The following is a 26,542-nucleotide window of genomic DNA, read 5'->3' on the forward strand; positions in this document are numbered from 1 at the left end:
ATGGTGATGCACGAGTGGGTGACTCGTGGGTCAGATCGTCGAGAGCTGTCAGGCGGGGTGGCGGGGGCGTGGCCGGGGGGTGAGGGGCGAGTTGTAGGTCTCGCCCTCTAGGAAGGGCTTCTCCAGGTCCAGGCCGGCGGTAGCCATGCGGTCGTACTCGGTGAGGATTAGCTCCCTGGTGCGATAGGCGCCGTACTTGCGGATCTCATTGCGCTCCAGGGTGGGGAACGTGGTCAGGATGTGCTCCATATGCTTGCGATCAAGCTGGAAGAGGTGTCGAGCGACAATGGCATCGATCTCGGCCCGAGCCTTGGCGCGAGCCTGATCGTCGAGCAGCGCTTCGGCTGGAACCTGGTCCTCCTGGACGGGGGAGGCCCAGCCGTACTGCCCCATGGAGTTCCAGAACGGTGTCATCTCGACGCTTGTGCAGGTGAGGCGCAGCACGAGGGGTGCGAGGCGATCGAGGACGGGTTCGCCGGGGTGCAGGCGAGGGAAGGGAAGACTGTCGAGCACGTTGAGGGCCATGGTGAGCGTGACCTTCTTCCGTGCGAGAAAGTCCATACTGAGCGAATTTGCGGCAGCAAGCCACAACAGGTATGACCATTCGGCGTCTTCTGGGTACAGGATCGTCGGCACTTTGTGTCCGCACAGCACCCCGGGCGGGATGAGCGCGGCCACCAGTGACCGTTCATTGCGTGGTGAGGTGACATCGCAGAACCCAATGCGATAGCGGTTGATCCTGTTCTTGACTTTGTTCGGGATGTTCCGCCGGGGCAGCACCCACTGCGGCGCGATGGCCTTTTCGGGTGTGCCGAACTCAAGCTCGTCCCACACAGCGGACCGCCCGCGGCCCGAGACGTAAGCCTTGGCTGTGTTGTCGTACTGACCTACCATTCGGCCTTCGTAGAGGGGAAGGCCAGGCTCGTCATCGGTATAGCGGTCGCGGTCATTTCCCATGTGGATCTCCGTCTGGTAGACCCGGCGAGGAAAGTCTTCCGAGGCGATCCCGAATGCTGGCCACTGCAGGTAGAGGTGGTCAGTGATCTTGGAGTCGATGCCACCGATGGTTTCACTGATCGCCAGTGCTTCCGGAGACTGGCTGCGCACGATGTCCACGGACAGTTGGTATGACTTCGCCAGCACGGCGACCAAATCTGCCGGGTTCTTGATCTGGAAACCGACAGAGAAGTCGGTGGTACGACCTGAATGTCGAGCTGAGTAAGCTCCGAATCGCATTGTCGCGTCTGCGCCGTCGAACCACTGCTCGCCTGTGTTGATGAACCCCAGCATGAAGTCCAAGTTCCAGTGTTCGAACAGCTCAGCGCGGATCGCCTGGGCATTGGCGCCGTTGTAGATGCCTGATGGAGTGACCTGCGCGGCCGCTCCCTCGGGGCGCGCCAGTGTCAGAGCCGATTCCACGAACATCCGGTATACGTTGAAGTCGCCCTTACCAAGGTTGCCCTTCGAGAAGAGGCTGTATCGTCCGCTGCGCTTGAGGAAGTGCACCAGTGCGTATAGGTCCCGCCGGTGCTGCGCCCACCTTTCTTGTACCACCGGACTCTCAAGGAGTTCGGCTACGGCGGCTTGGCGCTCGTCCTTCTTCATCGCGCGGATTGCCGGGTCGTAGGTGGAGAAGAACTCCTTCTCGTCTGGGCTAAGCGTGTCCCACGGCGGGTTGCCAAGCACGCAGGAGAATCCGCCCTTCCAGCCTGGCACGGAGGTGTCATGGCGGTTGACGGTCTCACGCACCTGGAAGATCTCCGGGAACTCGAGGTGCCAGTGGAAGAAGCTGTAAATGCGGGAGAGCCGCACGATCTCACCGTTGGTCTCCGCTGACGCGCCCTCGCCATCCTGCTTGGCCAGGGCCCGGAACACATCCTGGGTGACGGCACGGGGGGAACCCTCGGTCTTCAGCCAGTGGAAGGCAGAGCACCAGGCGTCTGCGACATGTACGGCGTGGAGGTACGCCGGGCTGCTCTGCCAATTCCGGAACTCCGCAGATTGCTGACGTACGTCTGTGAGTGTGTCGGCCCGGCGGGTGGTGATCCGGTGCAGCTCGTCCGCGAAGGCGGCGTTGGCCATCGGGATCTCGCGCTCCACGTCCGAGACAAAGAGGCCGACCCGTCCCTCGTGCTCGTTGCGATTGAGATTTCGCAGGTCGGTGACCACAAACTCGGCGTCGCCTTCGAGGTGCGTGAAGGCGTCGTTGGGAATTCCCTGCGCCAGCATCGTCGGGGTGGCCCCGACGAGAGCGTTGCCCTGTTTGATGTGGGCGTCGAGGAAGCCCAGGGGTTTGCCCGGCTCCAGTGCCTCCAGCCAGAGCGACACCTTGGCCAGCTCTACGGCCATCGGGTTGAGGTCGACGCCGTAGATGCAGTGGGTGACTACCTCCCACATCGCCGCTCGAACCGATTGGGGTGTCGGCTCGGGGTTACCCTCACGCACGGCGGCTACGCGCTTGGCGATGCGCCGCGCCGCAGAGACTAGGAAGTGCCCAGAGCCGCAGGCTGGGTCGCACACCGTCACGCTCAGGAGCTCGTCCACGATGAGAGCCGTGCTGTCCGGGCTCGCGGAGTCGACCGCGCGATCCACGCCTCGCTTGACGGCATCGTCCAAGAGCGGATCGAGGGCCGAATCCAGAATGCAGTCGATGATCGCGGAGTGAGTGTAGAACGATCCGGTCGTCTTACGCGTGTTGCCGCCGACCTCCATCATCCGCGCGGAACGTCTGTCATCGGAGGGGGTCAGACGGAGTTCGAGAAGAAACTCGTAGACGGAACCGAGTTCTTCGGCCCCCAGATGCCGGTAGTCGATGGTGCGGTACCGGTTGGAGGTCGGGTCCTTGACCTGGGACAGGTGCCGGACGGCGGTGAGCAGTGACTCGTTCGAGAGTGCGAGGCCGTGCAGCAGCCGGTCGGACTCCGTATCTTCGAAGATTCCGCCGAGACCGGGGAGGCCCAGTTCGGGGCACCCCTCGTCCCGTCCGAGGCTGTCCACTACGATCCTGAGCGCCTGATACAGGTCGGTGTGGGCGCTGCCGCGACGGCGACGCGACACTTGGCGGAGCCGTGATGTGGAAAAGTATCGCTGGTAGCGCTCAAGTGCCTGTGCTGGCGCTGTTGGCGCGTGCAGAACACTGCGGTCCTCGGCCACGAAGACGAAGAGCATTCGGTAGACGAGGCGAAGCAGGGCGTGCTGAAACGCGTCGGCGTCGAGACGTTCGCGTAGGCGGCTGTTCCCGGGGTGCCTCAGGAATCCCGTCGCCAATACGGCGATGGCCTCCTGGACTCCAGATCGGGTCTGCTTGAGGGCACGCATCCCACTTTGGATGGCCTCCGTGCGCCACTTCTCCAGTCGGCACGCGGACGGCGGCACGTCCTCCGCCACCTCGAACCGCGACACATGCAGTACCCGGTACAGCAGTACGAACTCGCTGAACAGTTCGCCGTCGAAGATCGCTTCGAGGTCGAACTCGACGTACGAGGCCGTGGCCAGTGCGCTGGAATCGCGGAGCAGCCGCACCTGACGGCCGTTGGTGAGGACGCCCCACAGGTGAGCCTCCGTGCGGTTCAGGCACTCTTGGAGCATGGACTGCGGTGGGACCGAACCGGCGCCACCGAGGCGCTTGTCGAGGTCGGCGTTCCAGGCCGTCTGGTGGATGAGGGCGTGGCGCCAGCGGTGGGAGACCGGGAACTTTCTCTCCGCGTCGGAGTCGGCGATGATGCCCGCAGGGCCGACATGCGTCAACGGGCCGAAGCCGAGCTCCCGCCAGAGCGGGGCCAGCCAGTCATTGCCGGCTCGGCCGGTCGGGTCGGCCGACGGGAAGCCCGTCTCGCGGTTCTCGGGCAGGTGCTTGCGCAGGTCGCGCCACAACGGTTTCAGGTACTCCCAGCTGCGCTCGGCTTCGTCGCGTACCGAACGGGACGAAGGCAAGCCGTAGTCGGCCGGTTTCGAGCCGGGGATGTCCTTACCCTCAGAGATCCGCACCAGCATGTCGGCGGGCAGCAGCCCTCCGACCGTGTGGACGGCGGTGAACACCTGGTTGCGGGTGGTGGCGGACATCAGGCGGACACTCCAGGAGCAGCGGCCGGGGCGGCGGCAGAGACGAGGGGCAGGTATACGTATGCGCCGAGGATGTCGGCGGGCTTCTGCACCGTGACGGACAGGCCTCGGACGATCTCGCCGGAGGCCTGGCGCACCCGGCGGTGCGAGGCGTCCAGTTCGGCGGCCAGCTCCTCACCGTACGTCTCCAGATGGCCGTGCACATCCGGGAGCTGGGAGAGCAGACGCGTCGTCGTGCGTTCGGCGTAGTGCCGGTCCGTGCTCTCGGCCGCCGTCGCGTCGAGCAGGTCCCGCGCCCGCTCCGGCGGCAACCACTCCGCCCTCCTGGCCGAGCCCTCGAAGGCGATCAGCCGGGCGTCCTCCGCGACGAGCTGCTTCTCGCCGCTGCGCGAAGGAAGCGTGAGGTGGAATCGGTAGCGGACCAGGAGCAAGGTGGTCATGGTGCCGACCGCATCCGTGGTGACCACACCGCAGCGGCGCGCCGGGCGGGCGCCGTCCGCCTGGGTGTCCAGGGCAGCGTTCAGGATGTGGGAGGCGAGGGCGCCCACTACCGGGTCCGTCCGTACCAGGGCCGCCTCACCCCGCGCCACCGCCGGATCCGCGCGGAACGGGATCGCCCGGTCCTTCTCGATCACCTCCGCGCCCACAACCGGCGCGAGCGCGTCACGCAGGCCGATGGGTGTGCCGCCGACCTGGGCCGTGAAGTCCCCGCCGTCGCCCCGGAGGACGGCACCGAGCGCGCCCAGCGACTCCCGTACGAAGGTGTCGATCTCACCCGCGCCGCCCAGTGCCTCACGAATCGAGGCGACCTCGCGCGCCACCTCCTGCGGACGCACCGAGCGCTGCGCGAACCGCGAGCGCGACTCCTTCTCGCGCTCGGCGGCCGAGTTCCAGTCGCTGTCCAGCTTGGCCGTACTCACCTTGAACGCGTCGGCACTGAACAGCGCGTCCTGGTCCCCGCGTCCCCGCATCAGTAGCCACTCCACGATCGCGTCCGTCACGCCCGTCGACAGTTCGTCGGGTACGGAGACGGAGATGCCGAGGTCCTTCTTGATCTGGCGGTGCTTCTTGATGAGGACTTCCAGGACTTTGCCGTCGATGCCGTTGTCGTCGCCGTACAGGGTGATGACGCGGACCTGGTCCCTGCGTTGGCCGTAGCGGTCGACGCGGCCCTCGCGCTGGTCGTGGCGGGTCGGGTTCCAGGCCAGGTCGTAGTGGACGACGGCGTCGAAGTGATGCTGGAGGTTCACGCCCTCCGACAGACAGTCCGTCGCGATCAGGACGCGGCGGGCGGCGGCGTCCGTGCCGGCCTCCTCGGCGAGCTTCTCGATGCGCTCCATGCGCTGCTGCGGGGAGAGCGTGCCGGTGACCGCCTTGACGACGGTCTTCGCGCCTAGCGGGCCGCGCTTGCCGGATTCCTTGTCGTTCTCCAGCTGGGCGGCGAGGTACTCGGCCGTCGGAATGTAGCGGCAGAACACGATCGGGTTGTGGCCGTCCGCGAGGAGCGCCTTGAGGTGCTTGATCAACGCCTTGAGCTTCAGGTCCTTGGCCGGGCCTTCCAATTGTTCGGCGATGTCGGCGAGCTCCCCGAGGTAGGAACGTGGGTCCTCGGTCGTCTCCGCGCCCGGGGCGACGTCCATGCCCTCCATCGCGTCGCTGTCGGCCGCGTCGCTGTTGAGGGGGGCGCCGAGCTTGTCGGCTTCCTCGGCCGACGCGGCGATCGCCGCCGCCGAGCGGGTCCGCAGCGTCTGCGCGGCGGCGCGCGGCGACGACACCAGGGAGCGGAGCAGGGCGATCGCCGACCACCAGGCGATGCGCGCCTCGCGCTTACCTTGGCTGCCCGCTTGCTCGACGCGCTCACTCGCGTACGCGATCGCGTCGTCGAGCAGGGCCCGGTACTCCGGTGACAGCTTGTACGTCTCGTCCTTGAAGTAGCGGTCCGAGGGGAACGCCGTCCGCTCCGCGAGGGAGTCGTCGGTGAGACCGTCCTCCTTGGTGAGGTACTGGCGTACGTCCGCCCGCTTGCGCGCCACGAAGTGCTGGGCGAGGAGCTTCCTGCCCGCCTCCGAATCCAGGCTCACGTCGGCCAGCTCGGGCTTCACCAGGCCGAGGAGGTTGCGGAACGCGGACTCCTTACCGCTGTGCGGGGTCGCCGTCACGAGCAGCAGATGCCGGTTCTCGTCCGCCGAGACGCGGCGCAGCAGCTCGTAGCGGAGCTGGTTCTGCGAAGCCGTCGAGGTATCGTCGGCGACCACGCAGGTGTGAGCCTCGTCGACGATCACGAGGTCGGGGCAATGACGTACGAAGTCGTCGCGGTGGCGCGGGGACTTGATGAAGTCCGTCGAGACGATGACGTGCGGGTACTTGTCGAAGAGGGACTGGCCCAGGTCCAGGCCCCTTTCGAGGCGCGAGACCGTCGAGGAGAGGACCAGCTCCGCGTCGATCCCGAACTTCGTGCGCAGCTCCTGCTGCCACTGCTCGGCGAGCGCGGGGGAACAGAGCACGGCCAGGCCGGTCGCCTCGCCCTGCGCGAGGAGTTCGCTGGCGACCAGGCCCGCCTCGATCGTCTTGCCAATGCCGACGTCGTCGGAAATCAGCATCCGGACCGTCTTCTGGCGCAGCGTCATGAGGAGGGGCACGAGCTGGTACGCGCGGGGCTCCACCGCGATCCCGGCGAGGGAGCGAAACGGGCCCGCGCCCGAGCGGAAGCCAACGCGCAGCGCGGTACGCAGCAGACCCGCCGCCCGCTGGTCGCCGAGGTCGCCCGGCTCCGGTGGCGCGAATTTCGCCTCGTCCACCGTCTCGAACGCCGGGAACACTGCGGCGATGTCGTCGTCCGAGCCGCCCAACGGACGCAGGACGAGTAGATCGGGCTTGCTCTCGGGGAGCACCACCCATTCGCGGTCGCGGGCCTTCACCAGGGAACCTGCGGAGTATGTGTGTGCCATGGCTGTCGTCAAATCCTCTGGTGAAGTTCAGTTGGCGGCGGAGGAGCCGAAGTATCCGGAGTTTGCAGCGGCGATGGCGTCCCAGTCGGCGCCGTGCGGGAAGCGGACGACGTCCCAGCGGGCGTTGAACAGGCGGTCCTCGGCGTCCTCGTCGCGGAAGGTGTCCTGATCGGTGTCCGCGAGGTCCACGAAGACGGCCAGGTTCACCCCAGGCAGCCGGTACACGTAGTCGGGAGTCGCGTTCGCCTCCGTGAGGAACGTGCCGGGCTCGTCCGGCAGCCGCAGGCCACGGGCCTTGGCCCAGCCCAGGAAGTCGCCCTGGGCAGCCAGGTCGGCGGCCGAGGCCTCGACAGTGGTCGGCTCGGCGTGGGACTGGACGAGCAGCCGCCGGTACTGCTCCGAACGTGACTCCCCCCGGGACTCCCGGGCCGCCGTCGCCGATGCGAGCCGCACCAGCAGGTGGCTCACCGAGTGCCGGTTGATGAGCGCATGGTTCAGCTGGTTGCCGTACGTCAGCAGGCACTCGTAGCAGCCGAGCGCGCACGGCCGGTCCGGATGCGGGCCCTTTTGGTCGGTGCCGTCGGTGTCGAAGTGGCAAATGGACAGGGCCTGCCGGGCGGCCTTGGCCAGGGCGCCCTTCTCCGCCTGGAGGCGGCGCAGCACACCGGCCCCGCCTTCGGCGGCCTCGGTGAACAGGATGCGGTTCCGGTGTCCGTCGTCCGGCGGCAGCAGCTCGCTGGACAGCTCGGCGTCCTCCAGCTCGAAGGTGGCCTCGATGCCCCGCTCAAGGGCGTACATCAGGGACAGCGCGACCGGCTCGGGCAGCGGCTCGTCGAGTGTGACGACGAGGATGTTGCGGCGGTCCTCCACATACGGGATGACGCGCTTCTTGCGGCGCCGCTCGTTGCCGTCCGCGTCGATCACCGGCAGCTCGCTGGAGTCGCCGGACGCGTCGGAGGCGTCCTTGTCGTTCATCCAGCGGCCGTCGGCCAGGTCCAGCCAGTAGCCCGGCGGCTCGTCGTTCTTGGCGCGTACCCGGCCGGTGTTGGTGATCCGGACCGTCGCCGAGTCGCCGTACGCCACTTCTGCGAGCGCGGCGCCCGAGGTGTCGGTGACGGAGGCGTTCAGGCGGCCCTTGCGGGCGCCGTGGTCCTGGAAGCGGTAGGACGTCTCCAGCTTGTAGCCGGCGCGGCGCCGTTCCTCCTCGTCGGAGGAGATCCGCTCACGGCGCGTGGTGTACACGGTGTGCAGGTGCAGCAGGCCGTACGTTGCCGAGCCCAGCGGCTCGTTGCACATGGCGCAGCGGTCCTCGCGCTGCTCCGGGTCGTGGTGGTAGCCGCACTGCGCGCAGCGGCGGGCCTCACTGGTCGCGAGGTCGCCCGAGGAGTCCGGCGGGATCTGGATGCGGGTCACCTGGTAGCGGGCGCCCTCGTGGTAGATCAGCGCACCCGGGCCGAATTCTCGGATTGCGAGGAAGCGGGGCCGCTGGAGGTAGTCTCCGTCCCCGCGGCGACGGGCGACCGTCGGGATGTAGGCGGCGAGCGGGAGGCGCGGGAAGCTGTAGCCGGGCAGGAAGCCCTCGGACGCCAGATAGCGATACGGGTTGAAGTCGGAGAGGACGGACTTGCTGTCGGCGCTCTCGTTCATCAACAGGTTCAGCTGTGTCTCGGCCTCGCGGCGGCGGGAGTTGGCCCGAATGCGGTCACCCTCGGTGAGGCTGTAGTCCAGGCGGCGCTTGTTCTGGATGTACTGGTCGTCGAGGGCGGCACGGAACAGCTGACGCCAGCGGTCGAAGGCGTCGTCGAAGCGTTTGGGGACCGTCCGTACGCGGTCCTGCATCCAGTCGTCGTGCCACCACGTGGTCTCGGCGAAGTCGGGCAGGAGCGGGCCGAGGACCCGCAGCGCGGCCTCCACGCTGCGCCGCCGGGCGTCCTCGTCGAGGGAGGCAGCCAGGATTTCGGGCAGCAGCTCCAGGGCGGGGGCCGGACGGTCGCCCGGGTCCGGGTACGACACGTCGAGCACCTCGGGGATGGCGCGGCCCAGCTTCAGGCCGGCCTCCGCGACCCAGATGCCCTGCAGGTGGGAGAGGACCAGGTCTTCGTTGGCGAGGTCCAGGCGCGGCGGGGCGACGGCGCCCGCCACCATCCGCTCCGAGCGGCGGAAGTAGTACTGGTCGTGGCTGTTGCCCGTCGCGCAGTACGTGGTCACCAGAGCGGGCTGGCCACTGCGTCCCGCACGGCCGGAGCGCTGCGCGTAGTTCGCCGGTGTGGGCGGCACATTGCGCATCATCACCGCGTTCAGCGAGGAGATGTCGACGCCCAGCTCCATCGTCGGGGAGCAGTACAGCAGCTTCAGCTCGGCCTTCCGGAATGCCTCCTCGCGCTTCTCCCGCTCCTGTGGCGCGACCTGAGCGGTGTGCTCGCGCGCGAAGAGCCCCGAAAGGGAGCCCGCAGCGTCCCGGTACAGATCGCGGAAGAAGGTGTTCACGCGCGGACCGTCGCCGCTCTGGTAGGTGCGAGTCAGTGGGTCGTGCGTGCCCGTCTCGCCCTTGCCGGCCCGCCAGATGAGCGACTGGGCGGCCACCCGGTAGCCGGTCGGGCCTGGGGCGGACGGCCTGCGGTAGCGGCCCGCGCGCTGCGGGGCGTCCGCTACCTCCTTCACCAGACCGGCCTTGGCCAGGACCTTCAACAGCTCCTCGATGACCACCTGCAGATCTGCGGGATCAAGCTCCTTGAACGCCCCGTGAGCGCGCCGGAGATACTTGCCGAACTTGCCGCGCGCCGACAGGAACAGCCCCGACCGGTCCATCCCCCGGCCGGATGGGTGCGGATAGGCAGTGCCGACGCTGGGCTTGTCGGAGGTGGACAGCACCCACGGGTCCACCAGCCGCTCCTCGCTCGCCCGTTGCAGCGAGTCGAAGTCGTCGCGGAAGTACGACACGTCGATCGCCAGAGAGCGGCGCATCTCGTTGAGCAGCGCCTTCATGACCTCGGCGCGCAGCCCCGGATCCGCGTCACGCAGGGACTCATGGGTGTGCGCCCATCGGTCCTGCTTGGCCGCGACCCAGGCCAGATCCTCGTAGTCGATTTCCAGCAGGCCTGTCTGCTCCAGGTTCGGCATGGTGATGCGCCAACCGCGCTCCAGATCGAGGTAGAGCCGGAACGCGATCACGTCGCGGAGGGTCTTAGCGGCATTGCGGGCGAGCGCTGGCGGAAGATCGCCCTCACCCGTGTAGTCGGCCGGATCGATGGCGAGCGCGTTCGTCACCGCGGAGGCCAGCTCCTCGTGGTGGACGCCGTCCTCGCCCGCGTCCACAGCAGCCCGGTACAGCGCGCCGCGCAACTGCGTGATCTGGACGAAGTCGTTGAAGTGGCCCGCCTGGAGGGACGCGTCCTGCCGGTTGTCAACGAACGTGAGGAGCTTGCGCGCTTCCTTGTCCAGGGCCTCGGCCGGCACCGACTTCAGCGACCGCACCACCGACGCGGAGATCAGCGAGGTCGCGGATGATCGGCCCTCCTGGTCGAGCGTCGCGAGCTTGGCGAAGTCCCGGCCGCGCGTCTGCTCGTACGCCACCCCGCAGTGCAGGCAGAACAGGAAGGGGGAGGGGACGAACGCGGCCTGGAACTCGCCGCGGCTCTCGTAGCCGAGCGGGTCGACGGTGACGGCGCGCGGCACCCGGTCGCGGTAGGACTTCTTCACGACCTCCTGGCCCTTGTCGTCCAGCTCCAGCCAGGACTCGGGCAGTCGGCGGTCGTCCACCGCGTACTGGACGTTCGACGGCCACCCGCGCTCGTGGTCGACGTACAGGTAGCCGTCGCCCTGCCGCCCGCCGGTCGCAGAGGTGTCACGGCGTGCTTCGTACCGGACCTCGCCGTCCTTCTCGTTGCGCCATACCGTCAGATACTCCTGACCGCACTCGCGGCAGAAGGCCAGCGGCATCAGCAGCTTGCCGCCGCTGTCCGGCTGTTCCAGCTGGTAGGAGCGGGTGAGGTGGCGGGAGAGCTTGTCCTCCAGGGTGACGTACACCGTGTCGCCCTTGGAGAGGAACTGGTGCAGCCGAAACGCGAACAGTGGCCGGTCCGTCACCGGATGCCGCGCCTGCGATCCGGCCTCCAGGGTGGCGCGGATCGCGTTGACGCAGTCGTCCTCGCCGACCCCGGACGCCTCGGCCAGCTCCTTCGCGGCGACCTCGATCTTCGTGGGCTGCTGGCGCACCAGCCGCCCGGTGGCCTCGTCCGTGGCCAGGCCGAAGCGGGTCTCGATCCAGCGCGCTAGCGGATCCCGCACCAGATCGACATAAGAGCGCGGGGCGGCGGGTGACGTGAGGCGCTCGACGGGGACGGCGTCGGGCGTTTCGTCGGTCGCGCGGACGAGGGTCTCGCCGATGACATGCTCTGGAAGCACTGGGGTTCCGAACAGGGTGCTCGCCACCCCGGCGACGACCCTCTTCTGATCCTCGGCCGTGCCTTCCGTGGACATGGTGGCCGAGGTGCCGATGCACTGGACGTCCTGCGCCTGGCAGGCCTCGCGGACCCGGCGGATCAGCAGGGCCACGTCGGCGCCCTGCCGGCCGCGGTAGGTGTGCAGCTCGTCGAAGACCAGGAACTCCAGGCCCCGGGCCATCTTGATGAGGCTGGCCCGGTCGGCGGGGCGGGTGAGCATCAGTTCCAGCATTACGTAGTTGGTGAGCAGGATGTCCGGCGGATTGTCGCGGATCTCCTTGCGCCGCTCGTCGTCCTCCTGGCCCGTGTACCGGGCGAAGGTGACCGGCTCACGGTCCTCGCCGTACCCGTCCCGCAGAAACTTCTCCAGCTCCTTGAGCTGACTGTTGGCGAGCGCGTTCATCGGATAAACAATGATGGCCCGCACCCGCTTCCGGGCCTTGGGCCCTTCGGCGTCCCGCTCCTGAAGCACTTTGTTCACGATCGGCACGATGTACGCGAGCGACTTGCCGGAACCGGTGCCGGTCGTCAGTACGTAGGACGCGCGGGACGCTGCCGCGTCGATGGCCGCGCGCTGATGCTGATGGAGGGTCAGCGGGCGGCCATCGCAGACCGTGCCGCCCTCGGTCTTCCCGGACTGGAAGATCCGGGCGCACTCCTCGTGGAGAACTTTCTGCCCGGCGAGTTCCACGACGGTGCCGCCGCCCTGGAAGAACGGGTTGAGCGACAGCCACGGGTCCGGCCACTGGGACTTGCCGTTCAGGTCTTCCTCGACGAAGGCGGCGACGCGGTCGTCGCGGATGATCGTGCCGCCCTCGGTGAAGGAGCGGTACTCCTTGATGAGCGTGCGGTGGAGACCGAAGACATCCATTCCGGCACCTGAAGCGGTCACCGGCACGGGCTCCGGGGCGGCTGCCGGACGCGCGGGGGTCCGCGTGCCGGGACCGTGGAGGGGACGTGTCGGGTCCAGGGCGCTCCAGTGCGGCAGCTGAGGAGCCGCGTCAGACTGTCCGACCAGCGGGAGCAGCGCATCACGGGCGGCCACGGCATCCACCGGACGGGCCGCAGGATCTTTTGCGAGCAGCCGGTCGACCAGGCGGGTGAGTTCGGCGGGGACGTTGCTGCGGATCACGGCAAGCGGCGTCGGGGTCTCAGCGACGTGCTTGCGGGCGAGTTCGTAGGGAGACTCGCTCGTGAACGGGGGTACGCCGACGAGCATCTCGTACAGAACACAGCCCAGCGCGTACAGGTCGGCGGCTTGCGTGACCTGCTTGGCCTGGAACTGTTCGGGGGCCATGTAGCGAGCGGTGCCCACGCTGACGCCGGAGCTGGTCAGCCGGGCCTCATCGGGATCGTCGACGATGCGACCCATGCCAAAGTCGAGGATCTTGACCGTACCGCCCTGGGTCAGCATGACGTTGGCCGGCTTCAGGTCGCGGTGGACGATCCCGGCGGCGTGCGCGGCGGCGAGGCCGTTGGCGACCTGGGCGCCGATGGCGGCGACCCAGGAGACAGGGAGCTGCCTCTCCTCCTCGATGAGGTCGCGCAGCGTCTCACCGTCAAGGAATTCCATCGCGAGGTAGGGCAGGCTGCCACTGCCCTCGGCGACCCCGCCGTCGATGAGCCGTGTGACGTTGGGGTGGTCGAGGCGGCGCATGATGCGTACTTCGCGGGCGAAGCGTTCCACGGCCTTCGGATCGGCATCAGAATCGATCTGCGTCCCTGTGCGGCGGCGCAGGATGGTCTTGACGGCGACCCGGCGCTCGGGGGTGCCCTCGGCGGCCTGGAGATCCTCCGCCCGGTGAACCTCCCCCATGTTGCCCTTGCCGATGACGTGCCCGATGCGGAATCTGCCATCGACCAGCTCGTGGCTCACTGCCGCGCTCCTCTGCCCTCTTCGCACGGTCCCATAACGGGACGCGCCCCCGGTGCCTGCTGCCGCACCGCCCATCGTGGCAGAGCGGTGAGCGTGGCGCTCGTCACCGTACACGAGGGGCGTGGTAAGCGATAGCTGTTTAGTCTGTTGACAATGTAAACGCGCCGAAGCTACGCTCTGATCTGTAATCGGGTGGGGGTGGACGGTGTGGGGTATCAGTCCGTCAACGGGCAGAGTGCGCCAGGGATGAAGGCCGCCCTGGGTGAGCTCTTAGCTCAGGTTCGGCGTGCCGCAGTGCGTGGCGTCGTGCCCGAGTGCGTCTTTGTGGCGCAAGCTCGTGCGCTCGGGCTCGGTGATGTCGAGCGGGAGCGGCTGAGGGTGGAGCTTGCCCGGCTGGGGTTGTCCGTCCAAGCGTCGGAGGTGCACACAGATGCGGACTGTGCGGCTGTGAATAAGGTTGTACAGGATAGTGAAGAAAGTGTGCCCCCTCGGGGCGGGGTGGTGCGAGCACTTCTGCGGCGTTACGCGGACTCCGAGGGACATGTGACCTCTCGGGCTGTTGACGGCGTCGCCCGACTGGCCGGGCTCAGCGCTCGGGAGACCGCCGAGCTGCGGTCGGGCGTGACGGTGCGGGACGCCGTCCCTGCACCGTCCGACCGCGAGGAGGAGACGGTCGAGCCGCCCCCTGCGCCCACCCAGGAGACGGAGTTGGAAGCCGGGGACCTCGCCGCGGCCGTGGCAGCCGCTCTGGCCATTATGGATGACGACCGGTTTCGCCGCCGGGCAGAGAATTACCTCCTCAAGGCCGATGCCGAAGTCGGACTTGCCGTGCTCGTGCGGGGCGGTGCGGACCGTATTGCCCAGGAACCCGATAGGGAAGCGCTCAAATGTCTGCCGCCCGGGGACATCCGGGTCCGGGCGCGGGACTGCATGGTCCTGCACAACCAGCGCCTCGTGCACAAGTTGGTGCCTCGGTATTTGGAACAAGGGCTGGACTACGAGGATCTGTTCCAGAACGGCGTGCTGGGGCTGATGACGGCGGCGCGGAAGTTCAACCCGGCCAAAGGCTTCAAGTTCTCGACATACGCGACCTGGTGGATCCGGCAGTCGATCAGCCGTGCCATCGCGGACGAGGGTGCCCTCATCCGAATTCCGGTCCATATGCACGAGCAGGTCCGCAAGGTGGCCGGGGCGGAACGCACCCTGGCGGGGCAGGGGCGGTCTACGCGGGCTGCGGACGTGGCGGTCTACTGCGACATGAGCGTGGGGAAGATCGAAGAAGTCCGCAGGCTGAGCCGGCGCACCGACTCGCTCGACCGCGTCATCGGCGACGGCTCGACACTTGGCGACCTTGTCGGACGGACGCACGCCTTGCCCTCGGTGGAGCAGGGCGTGCTGCACGCGATCCAGCTGGAGCAGGTAATGGCGGTCGTCGACTCCTTCTCCGGGCGAGACGCCCGCATCCTCGTCAGACGCCTGGGACTGGACGGGGACGACCCCTCCACACTGGATGAGCTGGGGCAGGAGTTCGGGGTGACGCGGGAGCGCATCCGCCAGGTGGAAGTCAAAGCCCGCGTTGCTTTGAAGGACCGGCTCCAGGAAGCCGGGATCGTCCACCGGCACGACGACGGGCACGGCCGGGAACTCGACGAGGAGAAGACAGGGCCAGCGGCACGGCGTTCCGTCGGCAACGCTGCAATTGCTGCGGTGGCGCAAGAGCCCCAGCCGCAGCAGGACGTGGAGCGAGAGCCCCGGAAGAATCTGCTGCCCGTGCCCGTGCCCGTGCCCGTACCGGTACCGGAGCAGCAGCTGACGCCACGGGCAGCAGAGCCGGCAGCGGTGGCCGAGGAAATCCATGAGCCCCAGGCAGACCGCGGAATCGGCGACCTCCCGGAGAGGTCGCCCTCGAGTGCGGTCGCCACTTCGGGAGTGTCCGTTGCCTCGGTGACTCCTGAGCAGAGCCCACCGGCGGCGATGCCGCCCGCCGTAGCCGAACCCGCTCAGCACTCTGCGGACTGGCAGGAAGCTCTGCGAATGCCGACGGCATTCGCCGGCGGGGTGGCCTGGCTCGCCGAATACGCGCTGCTGGCCGTCGGACATCTTCAGCTCACGGTGCTACTCGGACGGTCCGCCGCCGACGCTGTGATGCGCGCCGCGCGGGAGCAGGGGATCCTCGACCGTCCGGTGGTCACCGCCCTGGAGGTGCTGCGGCGCGTCTTCGACACCGTCAAAGCGGCTGGTCTGATGCCTGAGGACTTCTTCGAGCGGCCGGCCGAGGCATTGGTCGGGCTGACGCCTCGGATGTACCTGTCCAAGAAGCCGCTGGTGCTCAGCGAGTCCCGGCTCGCGGTACGTGACGCGCTGCTGGAATTCGTCGCGGAGGTGCCGTTGCGCGAAGATGCCGCGGGTCCGCCCGACGCTAAGGAAGACGCGCACGGCCTGTCCGGTAACCCGTCGGTTGATCAGCTCGTGCAGCCTGAAGAGGCGCCCAACTATGCGGGGTTGCCCGACGGGCCAACCACCCCGGCTGAGGCCGACCCCGCCTGCATCGAGGACTTGGTGGCCGGGCTGGAGCGAGACTTCGCCCGCGCGGAGACCGAGCGGCAGCTCGCTCAACTCCGGGCGGAAGCCGAGCAGAGCCTCACTGCAGCCCGCGAAGAATACGAGGCGCAGATGGCCCGGTTGAGGCACGAGCACCGGCTGCATCTCGCCGAGGAGCAGGACCGTGCCGACGCCCGGCTCGACGCCGCTCATGCGGACACCGAACGCCAACTCGGTGCCCAGGAGGAAGCACTGCTGCGCCGCGTCGACGAGTCCCTACTCCGCACTCCGCCAGGAACAGCATCTGCACAATCAGGCCGACGACAGAATCGCACGCCTCGAAGAGGATCACCGTGAAGCTCTACGGGTCATGGCCGAGCGCACGGCCTGGGCCCAGCAGCGTGAGTACGAAGCCGACCAGCGGCTGCGGCGGCAGCGCGATGACGCGGAGGCGCGTATCAAGGCTCTCCAAGAGCGACTGCGGCAGACCCAGAGCATGCTCGTCGAGCGCGACGATGCCATCCGAGCAGCCCACGAGCAAGGGGCAGCCCGGGCGAACGCTGCTGAGCAGCGGGCCGCCCAGCGCATCGCCCAGACCGAACACGACGCGTGGGCCCGCATCACCGAGCTTCAGGAACAGCTCGGGGTCGAGCACGGAGGCACCAACAGCCGCACATCATTCCGAGAGCGCTGGCGCCGCTCCTGATGCCGCAGCCCCGCATCAACCCTGACCCGTACTCCTGAGGAGCAGCATGGACCCCCGACAGGAACTCGTCGTCTATCTGCGCCGCCAGCTGGTGGGCCCGGCTGCTGGGGAGCACGAGACCCTAGAAGCCCCACCCGACCGTCAGTACCTTATGGGCACTCTGTATCCGCAGGATGCCGACCTGCAAAGACAGCTGGACCTAGCCGCTGAGGAACTGGACGGGACCGGCACGGAAGGAGCCGCCGACGACACGGCCCCCTCCAACGATCCGGTGCCCGAGTCCAACTCGTGGCTGCCGTCCTCTCTCGGACTCAGCTTCTTCACCGATGCCACCGACATCGCCGTCAGCTGTATCGGCGCGCGCTACGTGACTCGGGCCGCAACCGGCGAGAGGGGCCGACGTTGGGACCGCGCTCCGCTTCCCGAGGAGACGCACACCCTCGGCCCAGACCGTGACCACATCACCGTGCTCGACGGCCGAGCCGAAATCCGCATCCGGCGACGTGACTTCGGCAGCGGACAGCTGGTCACCGTTGCTCTGGTCAACGCAGCGCGCCATGAACAGGCGCTCGGCAAGGCCGCGCAATGGGATCGGATGCTCTTCCAGGTCGGTCTCGAAGCACGTCCGGTGGACGGGGCTGTCCTGCAGTACCCGAGTGTCCGCCTGGCAAGCCGTGACCTGGAGGAACAGGAGCTGCGCCTCCAGTACCGGCACGTGCGAACGCATGCGGTCGGCCACAGTTGCGCGGTCGAGGAACAGTACGATGAGGATGGCGGACAGGTCGTAGGCCTGAAGGCCGCCGTCATGCCGGAGGCCGAGGTGCACGGCACCCGGGCCGCAGGCTTCCGCGACTCTCCCGTGCTGAACGTCCTTCACCTGGTCGACGCTGAGGTTCCGGTTGATCAGCTCCGTGAGGAACTGGCGGAGTTCGCGTCCGACTACCACGCCTGGTATGTGGGACAACTGAACACCGAGGTCCCGGCATGGGGGCGCGAAGCCGCAGGCCGCATCCTCGTCCGCATCGGTACCGCCGTCACCCGTATCCAGTCCGGCGTTCGCACACTCTGCGACCCCAACCGTCCCGAACTGTTGCACGCGTTTCGGACCGCGAACCGTGCCATGGCCCTGCAGATGCGTCACTCCGCCGGCGATCAGGCAGGCGCACGCCGGTCCCGCCGTGACCCCGTACTCCTGGACCCGCAGCCGAGCGCGGACGCAACCTGGCGGCCCTTCCAGCTGGCGTTCTTTCTGCTGGCTCTGGACGGAGTCGCCGACCCCCGGCACCGTGACCGCGAGATGACCGACCTGATCTGGTTTCCGACGGGCGGAGGCAAGACGGAGGCCTACCTCCTGCTCGCGGCTTTCGCCATGGTGCTCCGCCGGGGTGAACCGGAGGGTGGTGGGACCGCTGTCCTGAGCCGCTACACCCTGAGCCTCCTCACCACCCAGCAGTTCCAGCGCGCGGCCACCACCGTCTGCGCTCTGGAAACTATGCGACGCGCCGACCCGGCCACCTACGGGCAGGAGCCCTTCTCGATCGGTCTGTGGGTAGGCGAGGCGACCTCGCCGAACACGTACGACAAGGCCCGTACAGCCTTCGACGACGTGCGCGCCGCCACTCGGCCGGACGACGTCTTCATCCTCGACCGGTGTCCGTGGTGCGGCACCCGCATCATGCCCATCCGCAAGTCGCCGGATATCGGCGACTACGGAGTACGCGTCACCGCCGACTCGTTCGCCTTCTACTGCCCGCGTCAGGAATGCGCCTTCCACGACGAGCTGCCGGTCAGCGTCGTCGACGAGCAGTTGTACGACCGGCCGCCCACGTTCGTCCTCGGCACCGTGGACAAGTTCGCCCGACTGGCGTGGGAGCCGCGCTCGGGCCGGCTGTTCGGCAGGGGCGGCGGGAATCTGCCGCCTTCCCTCGTCATCCAGGACGAGCTGCACCTGCTGACCGGGCCCCTCGGCACCACCGTGGGGCTGTACGAATCCGCCGTGCTCGGCCTGTGTACAACGCGCGACGGTATCGGACCCAAGGTCGTAGCGTCCACGGCGACCATCCGACGCTCCGGCGAACAGATCCGCGCGCTCTATGGCCGTGGCGTTCAGCTCTTCCCGCCCGCTGGGCTCGACGCCCGCCACTCCTACTTCGCCGAACCCGACACCTCCCGCCCGGGACGCCGCTACCTGGGTGTCATGGCTCAGGGACACACGGCGGGCCGCGCTGCCGTGGCCACCGCTGCCGCAATGCTCCAGGGGGCCTGGGAGCTGCCGGAGGAACACCGGGACGCCTACTGGACGCTGGTCGCCTACCACCACAGCCTGCGCGAACTGGGCCGCACCGTCACGGCCGCCGCTGATGACATCCCGGCGCAGCTCACCGGACTCGATTCAGGCTCAGACGTGCGAAAGCTGTCGGACCACCAGGTTCAGGAACTGACCAGTAACCTGCCCCGCGCAGAGCAACCCGTACTGCTGGACCGCCTGGAGAAAGCCTGGACCGACCCGCAGTCGGTGTCCTTCCTGCCGTGCACCAACATGCTGTCCGTCGGCATCGACGTGAAGCGCCTCGCTCTGATGCTCATGCAAGGCCAGCCGAAGACGACTTCGGAATACATCCAGGCCACCAGTCGCGTGGGTCGGCACACGGTGCCCGGTCTGGTCGTCACGTTCTTCAACTCCACCCGCCCGAGGGACCGCTCCCACTACGAGACCTTCGACGTGTACCACCGCTCGCTTTACCGGCACGTCGAACCGACCAGCGTTACTCCCTGGTCTGTCCCCTCACGCCGTCGCGCCCTGCATGCCGCGCTTGTCATCCTCGTACGCCATCGCCTGGGGTTGGCCGCGGAGAACCAGGCCGGGCAGATCCTCGACTGGTTGCCCGAGGCAGAAGGACTCGTCGAGGAGCTGACGTCGCGGGCCGGAGCCGGTGAGCCGCTCGCCGCGGACGCGGTACGCAAGGAACTGGCGGCACTTCTCGCCGACTGGGAAGACGCCGCACGCGAGGCACGAAAGGCCGGCCGTGAGCTGTACTACCGCAGCCAGGGCAAAGGGCAGTCGAACTTGATCAAGAGTTTCGAGCAAACGTACGGACTGTGGGAGACGCCGAACTCCATGCGCAACGTCGACCGGGAATGCCGCGTGATGGTAAAAGGAGCCGACCTGTGACCCGCACGCTACGGGTACGCCAGTCGCAGACCGTTTTGCCCTTCGGGGTCGGAGCCGTCGTCGACATCCAGGGTGAGTCGTTCGTTGCCACCGGGATCGGCGATTGGCCGTCGCGGGCCAGGCAGAAGGTCGAGTCGCCCCGGCTCGCCTCGCGGCTCGGCGTGACGGGCTTCTACGCCGCTCCCGCGACCGTCAACGAACGCTTCGACAGCCCCGATTCTCCCGGCGCTCCTTACATCCGCTTCCCGTCCTGGCTGTTCTGCGGAGCCTGCCGCCGTATGAAGCGCTGGCGCATCGCCGATGAGAAGCCGGGGTTGCCGCCACGCTGCCCATCCTGCTCACCCGCTCGGACGCTCGCGCCCATGCGATTCGTGCAGATCTGTGCGGCTGGTCATTTGAGCGACATCGACTGGTGGTTCTGGGCCCATTCGCGGCGCGAATCCGACGAGCGACGTCAGTGCGGCGAACGCGAGATGCTGCGCTTCCAGGTCTCCGAGCGCGCCTCCGGCCTCGAAGCACTCTCCGTCGCCTGTGCCCACAAGGGATGCGGGGCCTCCCGGGACCTGCTCGACATCCTCGGCACGCACGGGATGCGATGCTCGGGACGCAATCCCTGGCAGCGAGCCACCGAAGCCATGGACTGCGTGAAGCCTGTGCAGGTCGTACAGCGCACAGCGGGCAACCTGTATTACCCGGTCGTGCACTCGGCGCTCGACATCCCGGAGACGGAAGCCCCGGTGTACGCCGACGAAGAACTCGCCGGCCGGGTACGCGAACACGACCTGTGGGTGTCACTGTGTCGGGTGGCGGGGACACCGCGTGCCGAGGTCTTCCGGACGATGATCCGGGAGGACACCGGCGCCGACGACCAACTCCTCGACGCCCTTACTGCCGCGGAAACCGGCCAGACCACGGCGGTGTCCCCCGGCTCACCGGCTACCCCGGTCCGCCCTGACCTCAGCCGTGAGGAATGGGCAGCCCTGACGGCACCGGTGCCACCGGCCACCCGTGACTTCGCGCTGCGTGAGACCACCCTCGGCCTCGCCCACGAAACGCAAGACCCCTGGGCGGGCTTGCGGCGCCGCATCGGCAGGATCATCCTTGCCGACCGGCTGCGAGAGGTGCGTGCCCTGTCGGGCTTCACCCGGGTCTCTCCGGACTCCACCGTCGTTCCTGCCGATACCGCGCGGCGCCTCAAGTGGCTGCCGGCCGTCGAGGTTTTTGGCGAGGGCTTCTTCCTTACCCTCGACCACCAGGAGCTAGCGAACTGGGAAGGCAGCTCACGGGTCCGTAAGCGTGTGTCCGGAATGCGCGCGGACCTGGACCGCTCATTTCAGAAGGACCGCCTAGCGGCACTGACCGGGGCGGAGCTTTCCCCCCGCTTCGTCCTCCTGCACACGCTCGCGCACCTCCTCATCCGCCAGCTCTCCTTTGAATCCGGCTACACGACGGCCAGCCTCCGCGAACGGATCTACGCACGTCCCGAACAGGACCAGTACGGAATCCTCGTGTACACCGCCGCGGGAGACGCCGAAGGCACCCTCGGAGGCCTCGTCCAGCAAGGCGAAGCCCCACGTCTGGCCGAGACACTCCTGCGGATGACCGAAGCCGCGGCCTGGTGTTCGGCAGACCCACTCTGCGCCGAGCACTCCGGTCAGGGGTTCGGCAACCTCAACCGGGCGGCCTGCCACGCCTGCGCTCTCCTGCCCGAGACGAGTTGCGAGACCGGTAACGCCCTGCTCGACCGCGCGCTCGTCGTCGGCGGCGAACACGTGCCCGGTTACTTCGAACCCATCGTCGTCGCAGCCTGGGCCGCTGCGGCAGCCGCCCTGGGGCAGACGACCTCATGACCCTCACCTACATGGATCTCGCACCTGAGCAGCGCGCGTCACTCGAGGATCTTCCCTTCGACGGAAATCACCTGGTCAGTGGCCCACCTGGCAGCGGAAAGAGTCTTCTGGCCGCTCAGCGGGCCGTCATGCTCGCGCTGACCGGCACACCGGTCGTCCTGCTGACCCGTTCCAACCTGCTGCGCCAGTCCCTCACACCTGTCATTGAGGTGCTCGGTCCGGCCGACGGCGGCGTACTCGTGGCGACTGCGCACTCCTGGCTTGCCCAGTGGTACGGCGCGGACGCCCCGCGCGGCGACGACGGCTGGTACGACTGGCCAGCCTTCTTCGAGAGGGCCGCTGTCGCAGAGCCGGTCCCTAGCCTTACCCTTGTCGTCGACGAAGGCCAGGATTTGCCGCCCGAGTTCTACCGGCTGTGCCGCCTGCTCCGGGCCCGCATCACGGTCTATGCCGACGAATGCCAGCGTCTCACCGAAACCCACTCCACTCTCGCAGAGATCACCCAGCGTCTGGGGAACTGCGGCCGCCACGACCTCGAAGGGAATCATCGCAATACCCGCCGGATCGCAGCCTTCGCCGCCCATTTCCACACTGGAGCCGATCTGCCCGACCCCCCGGATCGCGAGGGGCCCGTACCGCGGCTGCACCGGTTGATCCACCAGGGAGCAGTCATCGACTTTCTCATCACGATGGCCGAAAGTCACCCCGGACAAAGCATCGGCGTGATCGTCAATTCCACTCGCACCCAGTTCGACCTGCTCACCCGCCTGGAGCACAACGCCCCGCACCTCAGGCCTCAGATGTACACAGCCCAGGCCACACAGGGGCGCTATCGCAGCCTGGATCTCGGTCGACCGGGTCTTGTCCTGGTGCATCGCGCCAGTGCGAAGGGTCTCGGGTTCGACATCGTGGTCGTACCCGACACACATACCGACGCCGCTACCGATCCGTCGTCGGCGTCGCTCCGTATGACGTACTACGTGCTTGCCACCCGAGCGCGGCGGGAGCTGCATCTTGCGTACCAAGGGGATGGTGAGCCGCCCGTGCTCGCGGAGGTAGGCGCGAGCGTGCTGATGCGCGGTTGATGGATCACCACCCGCGCCTCACGCTTGCGCGTTAGCCGCTATCTGCCGGCGCCCCTTTCCTGCGAGCAGCATGCGCAGCTGGCCTCGGGCGGGGCGGGCGGCTGCAAGCGGCGGGGAGCGTCCCACGTCGCAGGCGTCTGTCGCCAAACCAGGCTGCCAGGCAGGTCTGGGCTGAGGCGGTCCGCTCTCGGGTCTCCGGCCAAGGTCGCTGGCATCATTTGCATGCGCCCTGCATATATGTATGCGCATATTTCAGGGTAATGATCTTGAGGCCCTCGGGAAGTCTCTGATCAACTAGGTGCGTTACGGGTGGTCAGGGGATCTCGTGAACGTCCCACCATGATCGACCGGGCCGTTGCGCCCACCTCCACAACGGCGGACCTGCCTTTTCCGGCAGGCCGCCGCTGTTCGTAGCGGCGGAATGCCGCCCAGGACACCAGCAGCGCCGCGGCGAAGACCGGCAGCCAGGCCAGCCGGGCGAGGACCCAGCCAGCGCCGTCCGGGGCGGTGTGCAGACCCGGCAGCGGGCGGCCGGCCAGCAGGCCCGTCGCGGTCAGCCGGCCGTCGCGGGCGACTGACCGGCCGCCCGCCAGGCGTCGGCGAACTCCCTGAGCGTCTCGAAGCGTTCCGCCGGGTCGAAGCGGACGGCCCGTGCGATCACCGCGAGTTGGGCGGCGTTGCCGCGCCAGGCCGCTTCCTCGTCGCCGGCGTCCAGCAGCAGGCGCGCGGCGCGGCCGAGGGTGAAGACCGTCGTGCGCGCGTCGATGACGGCGCCACGCTCGGACTCCTCGGGCGCCATGTACCGCCGGGAGCCCGGCAGTCGGTCATGCGCCAGCTCGAACGGGCCGGAACGGTACTCGTCGAGGTCGATGAGGTGGAGTTTGCGCTCCGTGAAGTCGTAGAGCAGCGAGCCGTCGTAGAAGTCGACGGCCACCCTGCCCGCGTCCTCGACCGCGAGATGCGCGTCCAGGATCCGGTCCAGGGCCCGCAGCACCTCGGCCACCGGCAGCGCCCGGAACCTGGCCATCGCACTGCCGGGGCTCGTCCGGTCACCGGGCGCGTCGGCGGTGGGCCGGTACAGCACCTCGCCGTCCCGCCAGGGCATCACCACGGCCCAGCGGCCCGCCACCGCGATCCGGTGGACCTGCGGCACGATCGCCGGGTGCCGGATGGCCCGGTGGAAGGCCCAGCCCCGGTCCAGCGACCGCTGGCCGTCCTCCGTCCGCGCCTCCTTGACGAACCAGCGCTTGCCGTCGGTGAGCCGCACGCCGTAGGACACACATCCCGAGTCCTGGCCGCGGAAGGTGGTGAACACCTCGCCCACCCGGCCGAGGAACGGCTCCAGTTCGGGGGTCTCTTGGACTGCCAACAGCGGATGAACGGCCATGCGCTCATCGTGCCATCGGTTGACCTTCCCGCTCACCGGCGCAGACGAACAGTCTCTCCCGTATTCGGGATATATTCTCGAATATGAGAAGCAAGAACGATGTCGAGACCCGGCTGGCCGGCCGGCTCGCCGAACTGCGCGTCGAGCACGGCTGGGCGCTGGACGAACTGGCGGAGCGTACGGGGGTGAGCCGCTCCACCCTCTCGCGGCTGGAGCGTGCCGAGATCAGCCCGACCGCCGCGCTGCTGAACAAGCTGTGCGCCGTGTACGGGCGCACGATGTCCCGGCTGCTGGCCGAGGTGGAGTCGGAGCCGCCCCAACTGGTCAGGGCCGAGCGGCAGTCGCTCTGGCGGGACGAAGCGGCCGGCTTCACCCGCAGATCGGTCTCCCCGCCGCACCCCGGGCTGCGCGGCGAACTGGTCGAGGGCGTGCTGCTGGCGGGCGGCGGCGTCTCGTACGACGAGCCGCCCGTGCCCGGTCTTGAGCAGCACATCTGGGTTCTGGACGGCGCGCTGGAGATCAGCGCGGGCGGCGCGACGCACGAGCTGCGGGCCGGCGACTGTCTGCGCTTCCGACTGTGGGGCGCTTCCCGGTTCTACTGCCCGGGGCCCGGACCTGTGCGGTACGCCCTGATGATCGTCCTTCCGTGACCGGCTCTGAAATGAAGGGGCCTGAAACGAAGGGGGCTGCCGTGCACACCGTCACTCCGCTCTCCCCGGACGGTTTCGCCGACCGGCTGGACGGGCTGTCCCTGCTGCTCGCCGAGACCGTCGCGGGCGGTGCGTCCGTCGGCTTCCTGGCGCCCTTCGACCGGCGGGCCGCCGCGCGTTGGTGGCGCGACCGTGCCCCTGCCGTGGCCGACGGCGGTCTGCTGGTCTGGGTCGCCGAAGGCCCCGCCGGCGTCATGGGCACCGTCAGCCTGGCCCTCGGCGGCAAGGCGAACGGCCGGCACCGCGCGGAGGTCGTCAAGCTCATGGTGCGGCCCGACGCCCGCGGCCGGGGGCTGGCCCGTACGTTGCTGGCGACCGCCGAGCGCGCCGCCGCCCTGGCCGGAATCACCCTGCTGACCCTGGACACCGAGACCGGCAGCGCCGCCGACCGCCTCTACCGCGCGGCGGGCTGGACCCCGTACGGGCTGGTGCCGGGCTATGCCACCGACCCGTTCGGCACCCTCCAGGACTGCACTTTCTTCTACAAGAGGATCAGCTGAAGAAGCTGCGCCTGCGACCGGTCCACCGGCACCCAAGGGGCTTAGTATGTCGCCTTATCGGCCACGATGTCCGAACACCGGCCCTGGATGGCCGGAAGTCGCCCTGCGTACCGCTATGAGGAATTCATGTACGAACTATTCCGCATAGGGCGCACCCTCCTTATGGTTCAGGACACCCGGGTAGGACTCTGAGATCTCCTCCCCGGGTCACGGCGGGCCGCTGCCCGTTACGTCCACGAGGAGGACAGCGCGATGTATATCGACGTCCACGGGCATGTCACGGCCCCCGACAAGCTCTACGCGTACAAAGCCGGACTTCTCTCCCACCGCGGCGCTCATGGGCGTGGGCGCTCGGGGGTGACCAAGGAACACGTGGTGGAGGCGCTGAACGCACCGCACCCGAGCTTCGGCAACGTCTCGCACCTGCGCCACCTCGACGAGGCCGGGGTGGACATCCAGTTCATCTCGCCCCGGCCGTTCCAGATGATGCACAGCGAGAGCCCGGCCAAGCTGGTCGAGTGGTTCACCGAGGAGACCAACGACGTCATCGCGCTGTGCTGCGAGGCCGACAGCCGGTTCCGAGGGGTCGCCGGGATGCCGCAGTCGATGGCGCTCGACCCGGCTGCCTGGACGAAGGAACTGCGCCGCTGCGTGACAGAACTCGGCTTCGTCGGAGCGACGTTGAACACCGACCCGTACGAAGGACTGCAGCAGCCGCCGGCCATCGGCGACCGCTTCTGGTACCCGGTGTGGGAGGCGCTGTGCGAGCTCGACGTGCCGGCGATCATCCACTCGGCCGCCTGCCGGCCCCCGGCCAGGGAAAGCTACTCGCTGCACTTCGTGCAGGAGGAGACCCTGGCCGTCGCCGGACTGCTCCAGTCGACCGTCCTCGACGACTTCCCCGAGCTGAAGATCGTCGTGTCGCACGGCGGCGGCGCCGTGCCGTACCAGAAGGGCCGCTTCTACCCGGCGGCGTTCCGGGCCGGCACCACCTTCGAGGAGCGGCTGCGCCGCCTGTACTACGACACCTGCCTCTACACCCGTGACTCGATCGAGTTCCTGATCCGCACCGTCGGTGTGGACCGCTGTCTGTTCGGCACGGAGAAGCCCGGCACCGGATCGGTGAAGGACCCGGCGACCGGCCGCTGGGTGGACGACATCCATCTGCTGATCAAGGACATCGACTGGCTGACCGACGACGACAGGTCGGCGCTGTTCGAGACCAACGCGGCCAAGCTGTTCCGGCTGGAGGTGTGAGGGACC

The 26,542-nt window shown here is 68.2% G+C and carries 11 protein-coding genes and 2 pseudogenes; 7 read left to right on the forward strand and 6 right to left on the reverse strand.

Annotated features, from left to right (window positions below; all coding sequences use genetic code 11):
* Nucleotides 1-48 precede the first annotated feature (48 nt).
* Genes OHS57_RS31095 through OHS57_RS31105 form a run of 3 tightly spaced genes read right to left on the reverse strand, consistent with a single transcriptional unit; the run spans nt 49 to nt 13,328 of the window.
* The gene (locus OHS57_RS31095; RefSeq protein WP_328584049.1) at nt 49-4,062 is read right to left on the reverse strand and encodes an Eco57I restriction-modification methylase domain-containing protein; all 4,014 of its coding nucleotides are present in this window, start codon (nt 4,060-4,062) and stop codon (nt 49-51) included.
* Nucleotides 4,062-7,010, reverse strand: coding sequence for a DEAD/DEAH box helicase (locus OHS57_RS31100; RefSeq protein WP_328584050.1), 2,949 nt, complete (start codon nt 7,008-7,010; stop codon nt 4,062-4,064). The genes OHS57_RS31095 and OHS57_RS31100 overlap by 1 nt, the downstream gene beginning before the upstream one ends.
* Before the next feature lie 27 nt (nt 7,011-7,037).
* Nucleotides 7,038-13,328: a protein kinase domain-containing protein gene (locus OHS57_RS31105; protein WP_328584051.1), complete on the reverse strand. Its 6,291-nt coding sequence runs from the start codon at nt 13,326-13,328 to the stop codon at nt 7,038-7,040.
* A gap of 930 nt (nt 13,329-14,258) precedes the next feature.
* Here OHS57_RS31105 and OHS57_RS37815 point away from each other — a divergent pair.
* Nucleotides 14,259-14,912, forward strand: a pseudogene (locus OHS57_RS37815) (sigma-70 family RNA polymerase sigma factor); the annotation flags it as partial.
* Between the two features lie 1,318 nt (nt 14,913-16,230).
* On the opposite strand, the gene OHS57_RS31115 reads toward OHS57_RS37815, so the two are convergent.
* The gene (locus tag OHS57_RS31115; RefSeq protein ID WP_328584053.1) at nt 16,231-16,524 is read right to left on the reverse strand and encodes a hypothetical protein; all 294 of its coding nucleotides are present in this window, start codon (nt 16,522-16,524) and stop codon (nt 16,231-16,233) included.
* 97 nt (nt 16,525-16,621) lie between these two features.
* Here OHS57_RS31115 and OHS57_RS31120 point away from each other — a divergent pair, with 97 nt between their 5' ends.
* From OHS57_RS31120 to OHS57_RS31130, 3 genes are read left to right on the forward strand one after another with little or no spacing between them, the layout of a single operon-like run.
* A complete protein-coding gene (locus OHS57_RS31120) occupies nt 16,622-19,747 on the forward strand; it encodes a helicase-related protein (RefSeq protein WP_328584054.1) in 3,126 nt (1,041 codons plus the stop codon).
* Nucleotides 19,744-21,597, forward strand: a complete 1,854-nt coding sequence (locus OHS57_RS31125; protein WP_328584055.1) for a DUF1998 domain-containing protein — start codon at nt 19,744-19,746, stop codon at nt 21,595-21,597. The genes OHS57_RS31120 and OHS57_RS31125 overlap by 4 nt, the downstream gene beginning before the upstream one ends.
* Nucleotides 21,594-22,682 (forward strand): DNA helicase, encoded by a 1,089-nt coding sequence (locus OHS57_RS31130; protein ID WP_328584056.1) that lies wholly within the window; start codon nt 21,594-21,596, stop codon nt 22,680-22,682. Before OHS57_RS31125 ends, OHS57_RS31130 begins: the two co-directional genes overlap by 4 nt.
* Before the next feature lie 290 nt (nt 22,683-22,972).
* Here the strand turns inward: OHS57_RS31130 and OHS57_RS31135 are convergent.
* Both OHS57_RS31135 and OHS57_RS31140 read right to left on the reverse strand, forming a co-directional pair.
* Nucleotides 22,973-23,239 (reverse strand): annotated as a pseudogene (locus tag OHS57_RS31135) (hypothetical protein); the annotation flags it as partial.
* Nucleotides 23,236-24,069: a serine/threonine protein kinase gene (locus OHS57_RS31140; protein ID WP_328584057.1), complete on the reverse strand. Its 834-nt coding sequence runs from the start codon at nt 24,067-24,069 to the stop codon at nt 23,236-23,238. The gene OHS57_RS31140 and the pseudogene OHS57_RS31135, both read right to left, overlap by 4 nt.
* A gap of 83 nt (nt 24,070-24,152) precedes the next feature.
* Here OHS57_RS31140 and OHS57_RS31145 point away from each other — a divergent pair, with 83 nt between their 5' ends.
* The 3 genes from OHS57_RS31145 (at nt 24,153) to OHS57_RS31155 (ending at nt 26,536) form a co-directional block, all read left to right on the forward strand.
* A complete protein-coding gene (locus tag OHS57_RS31145) occupies nt 24,153-24,719 on the forward strand; it encodes a helix-turn-helix domain-containing protein (RefSeq protein WP_328584058.1) in 567 nt (188 codons plus the stop codon).
* 41 nt (nt 24,720-24,760) lie between these two features.
* The gene (locus OHS57_RS31150; protein ID WP_328584059.1) at nt 24,761-25,279 is read left to right on the forward strand and encodes a GNAT family N-acetyltransferase; all 519 of its coding nucleotides are present in this window, start codon (nt 24,761-24,763) and stop codon (nt 25,277-25,279) included.
* Nucleotides 25,280-25,531: 252 nt separating this feature from the next.
* Nucleotides 25,532-26,536 (forward strand): amidohydrolase family protein, encoded by a 1,005-nt coding sequence (locus OHS57_RS31155; RefSeq protein ID WP_328584060.1) that lies wholly within the window; start codon nt 25,532-25,534, stop codon nt 26,534-26,536.
* Nucleotides 26,537-26,542: the final 6 nt, after the last annotated feature.

This window comes from Streptomyces sp. NBC_00370, assembly GCF_036084755.1.
In the GTDB taxonomy this organism is placed as follows: Bacteria; Actinomycetota; Actinomycetes; order Streptomycetales; family Streptomycetaceae; genus Streptomyces.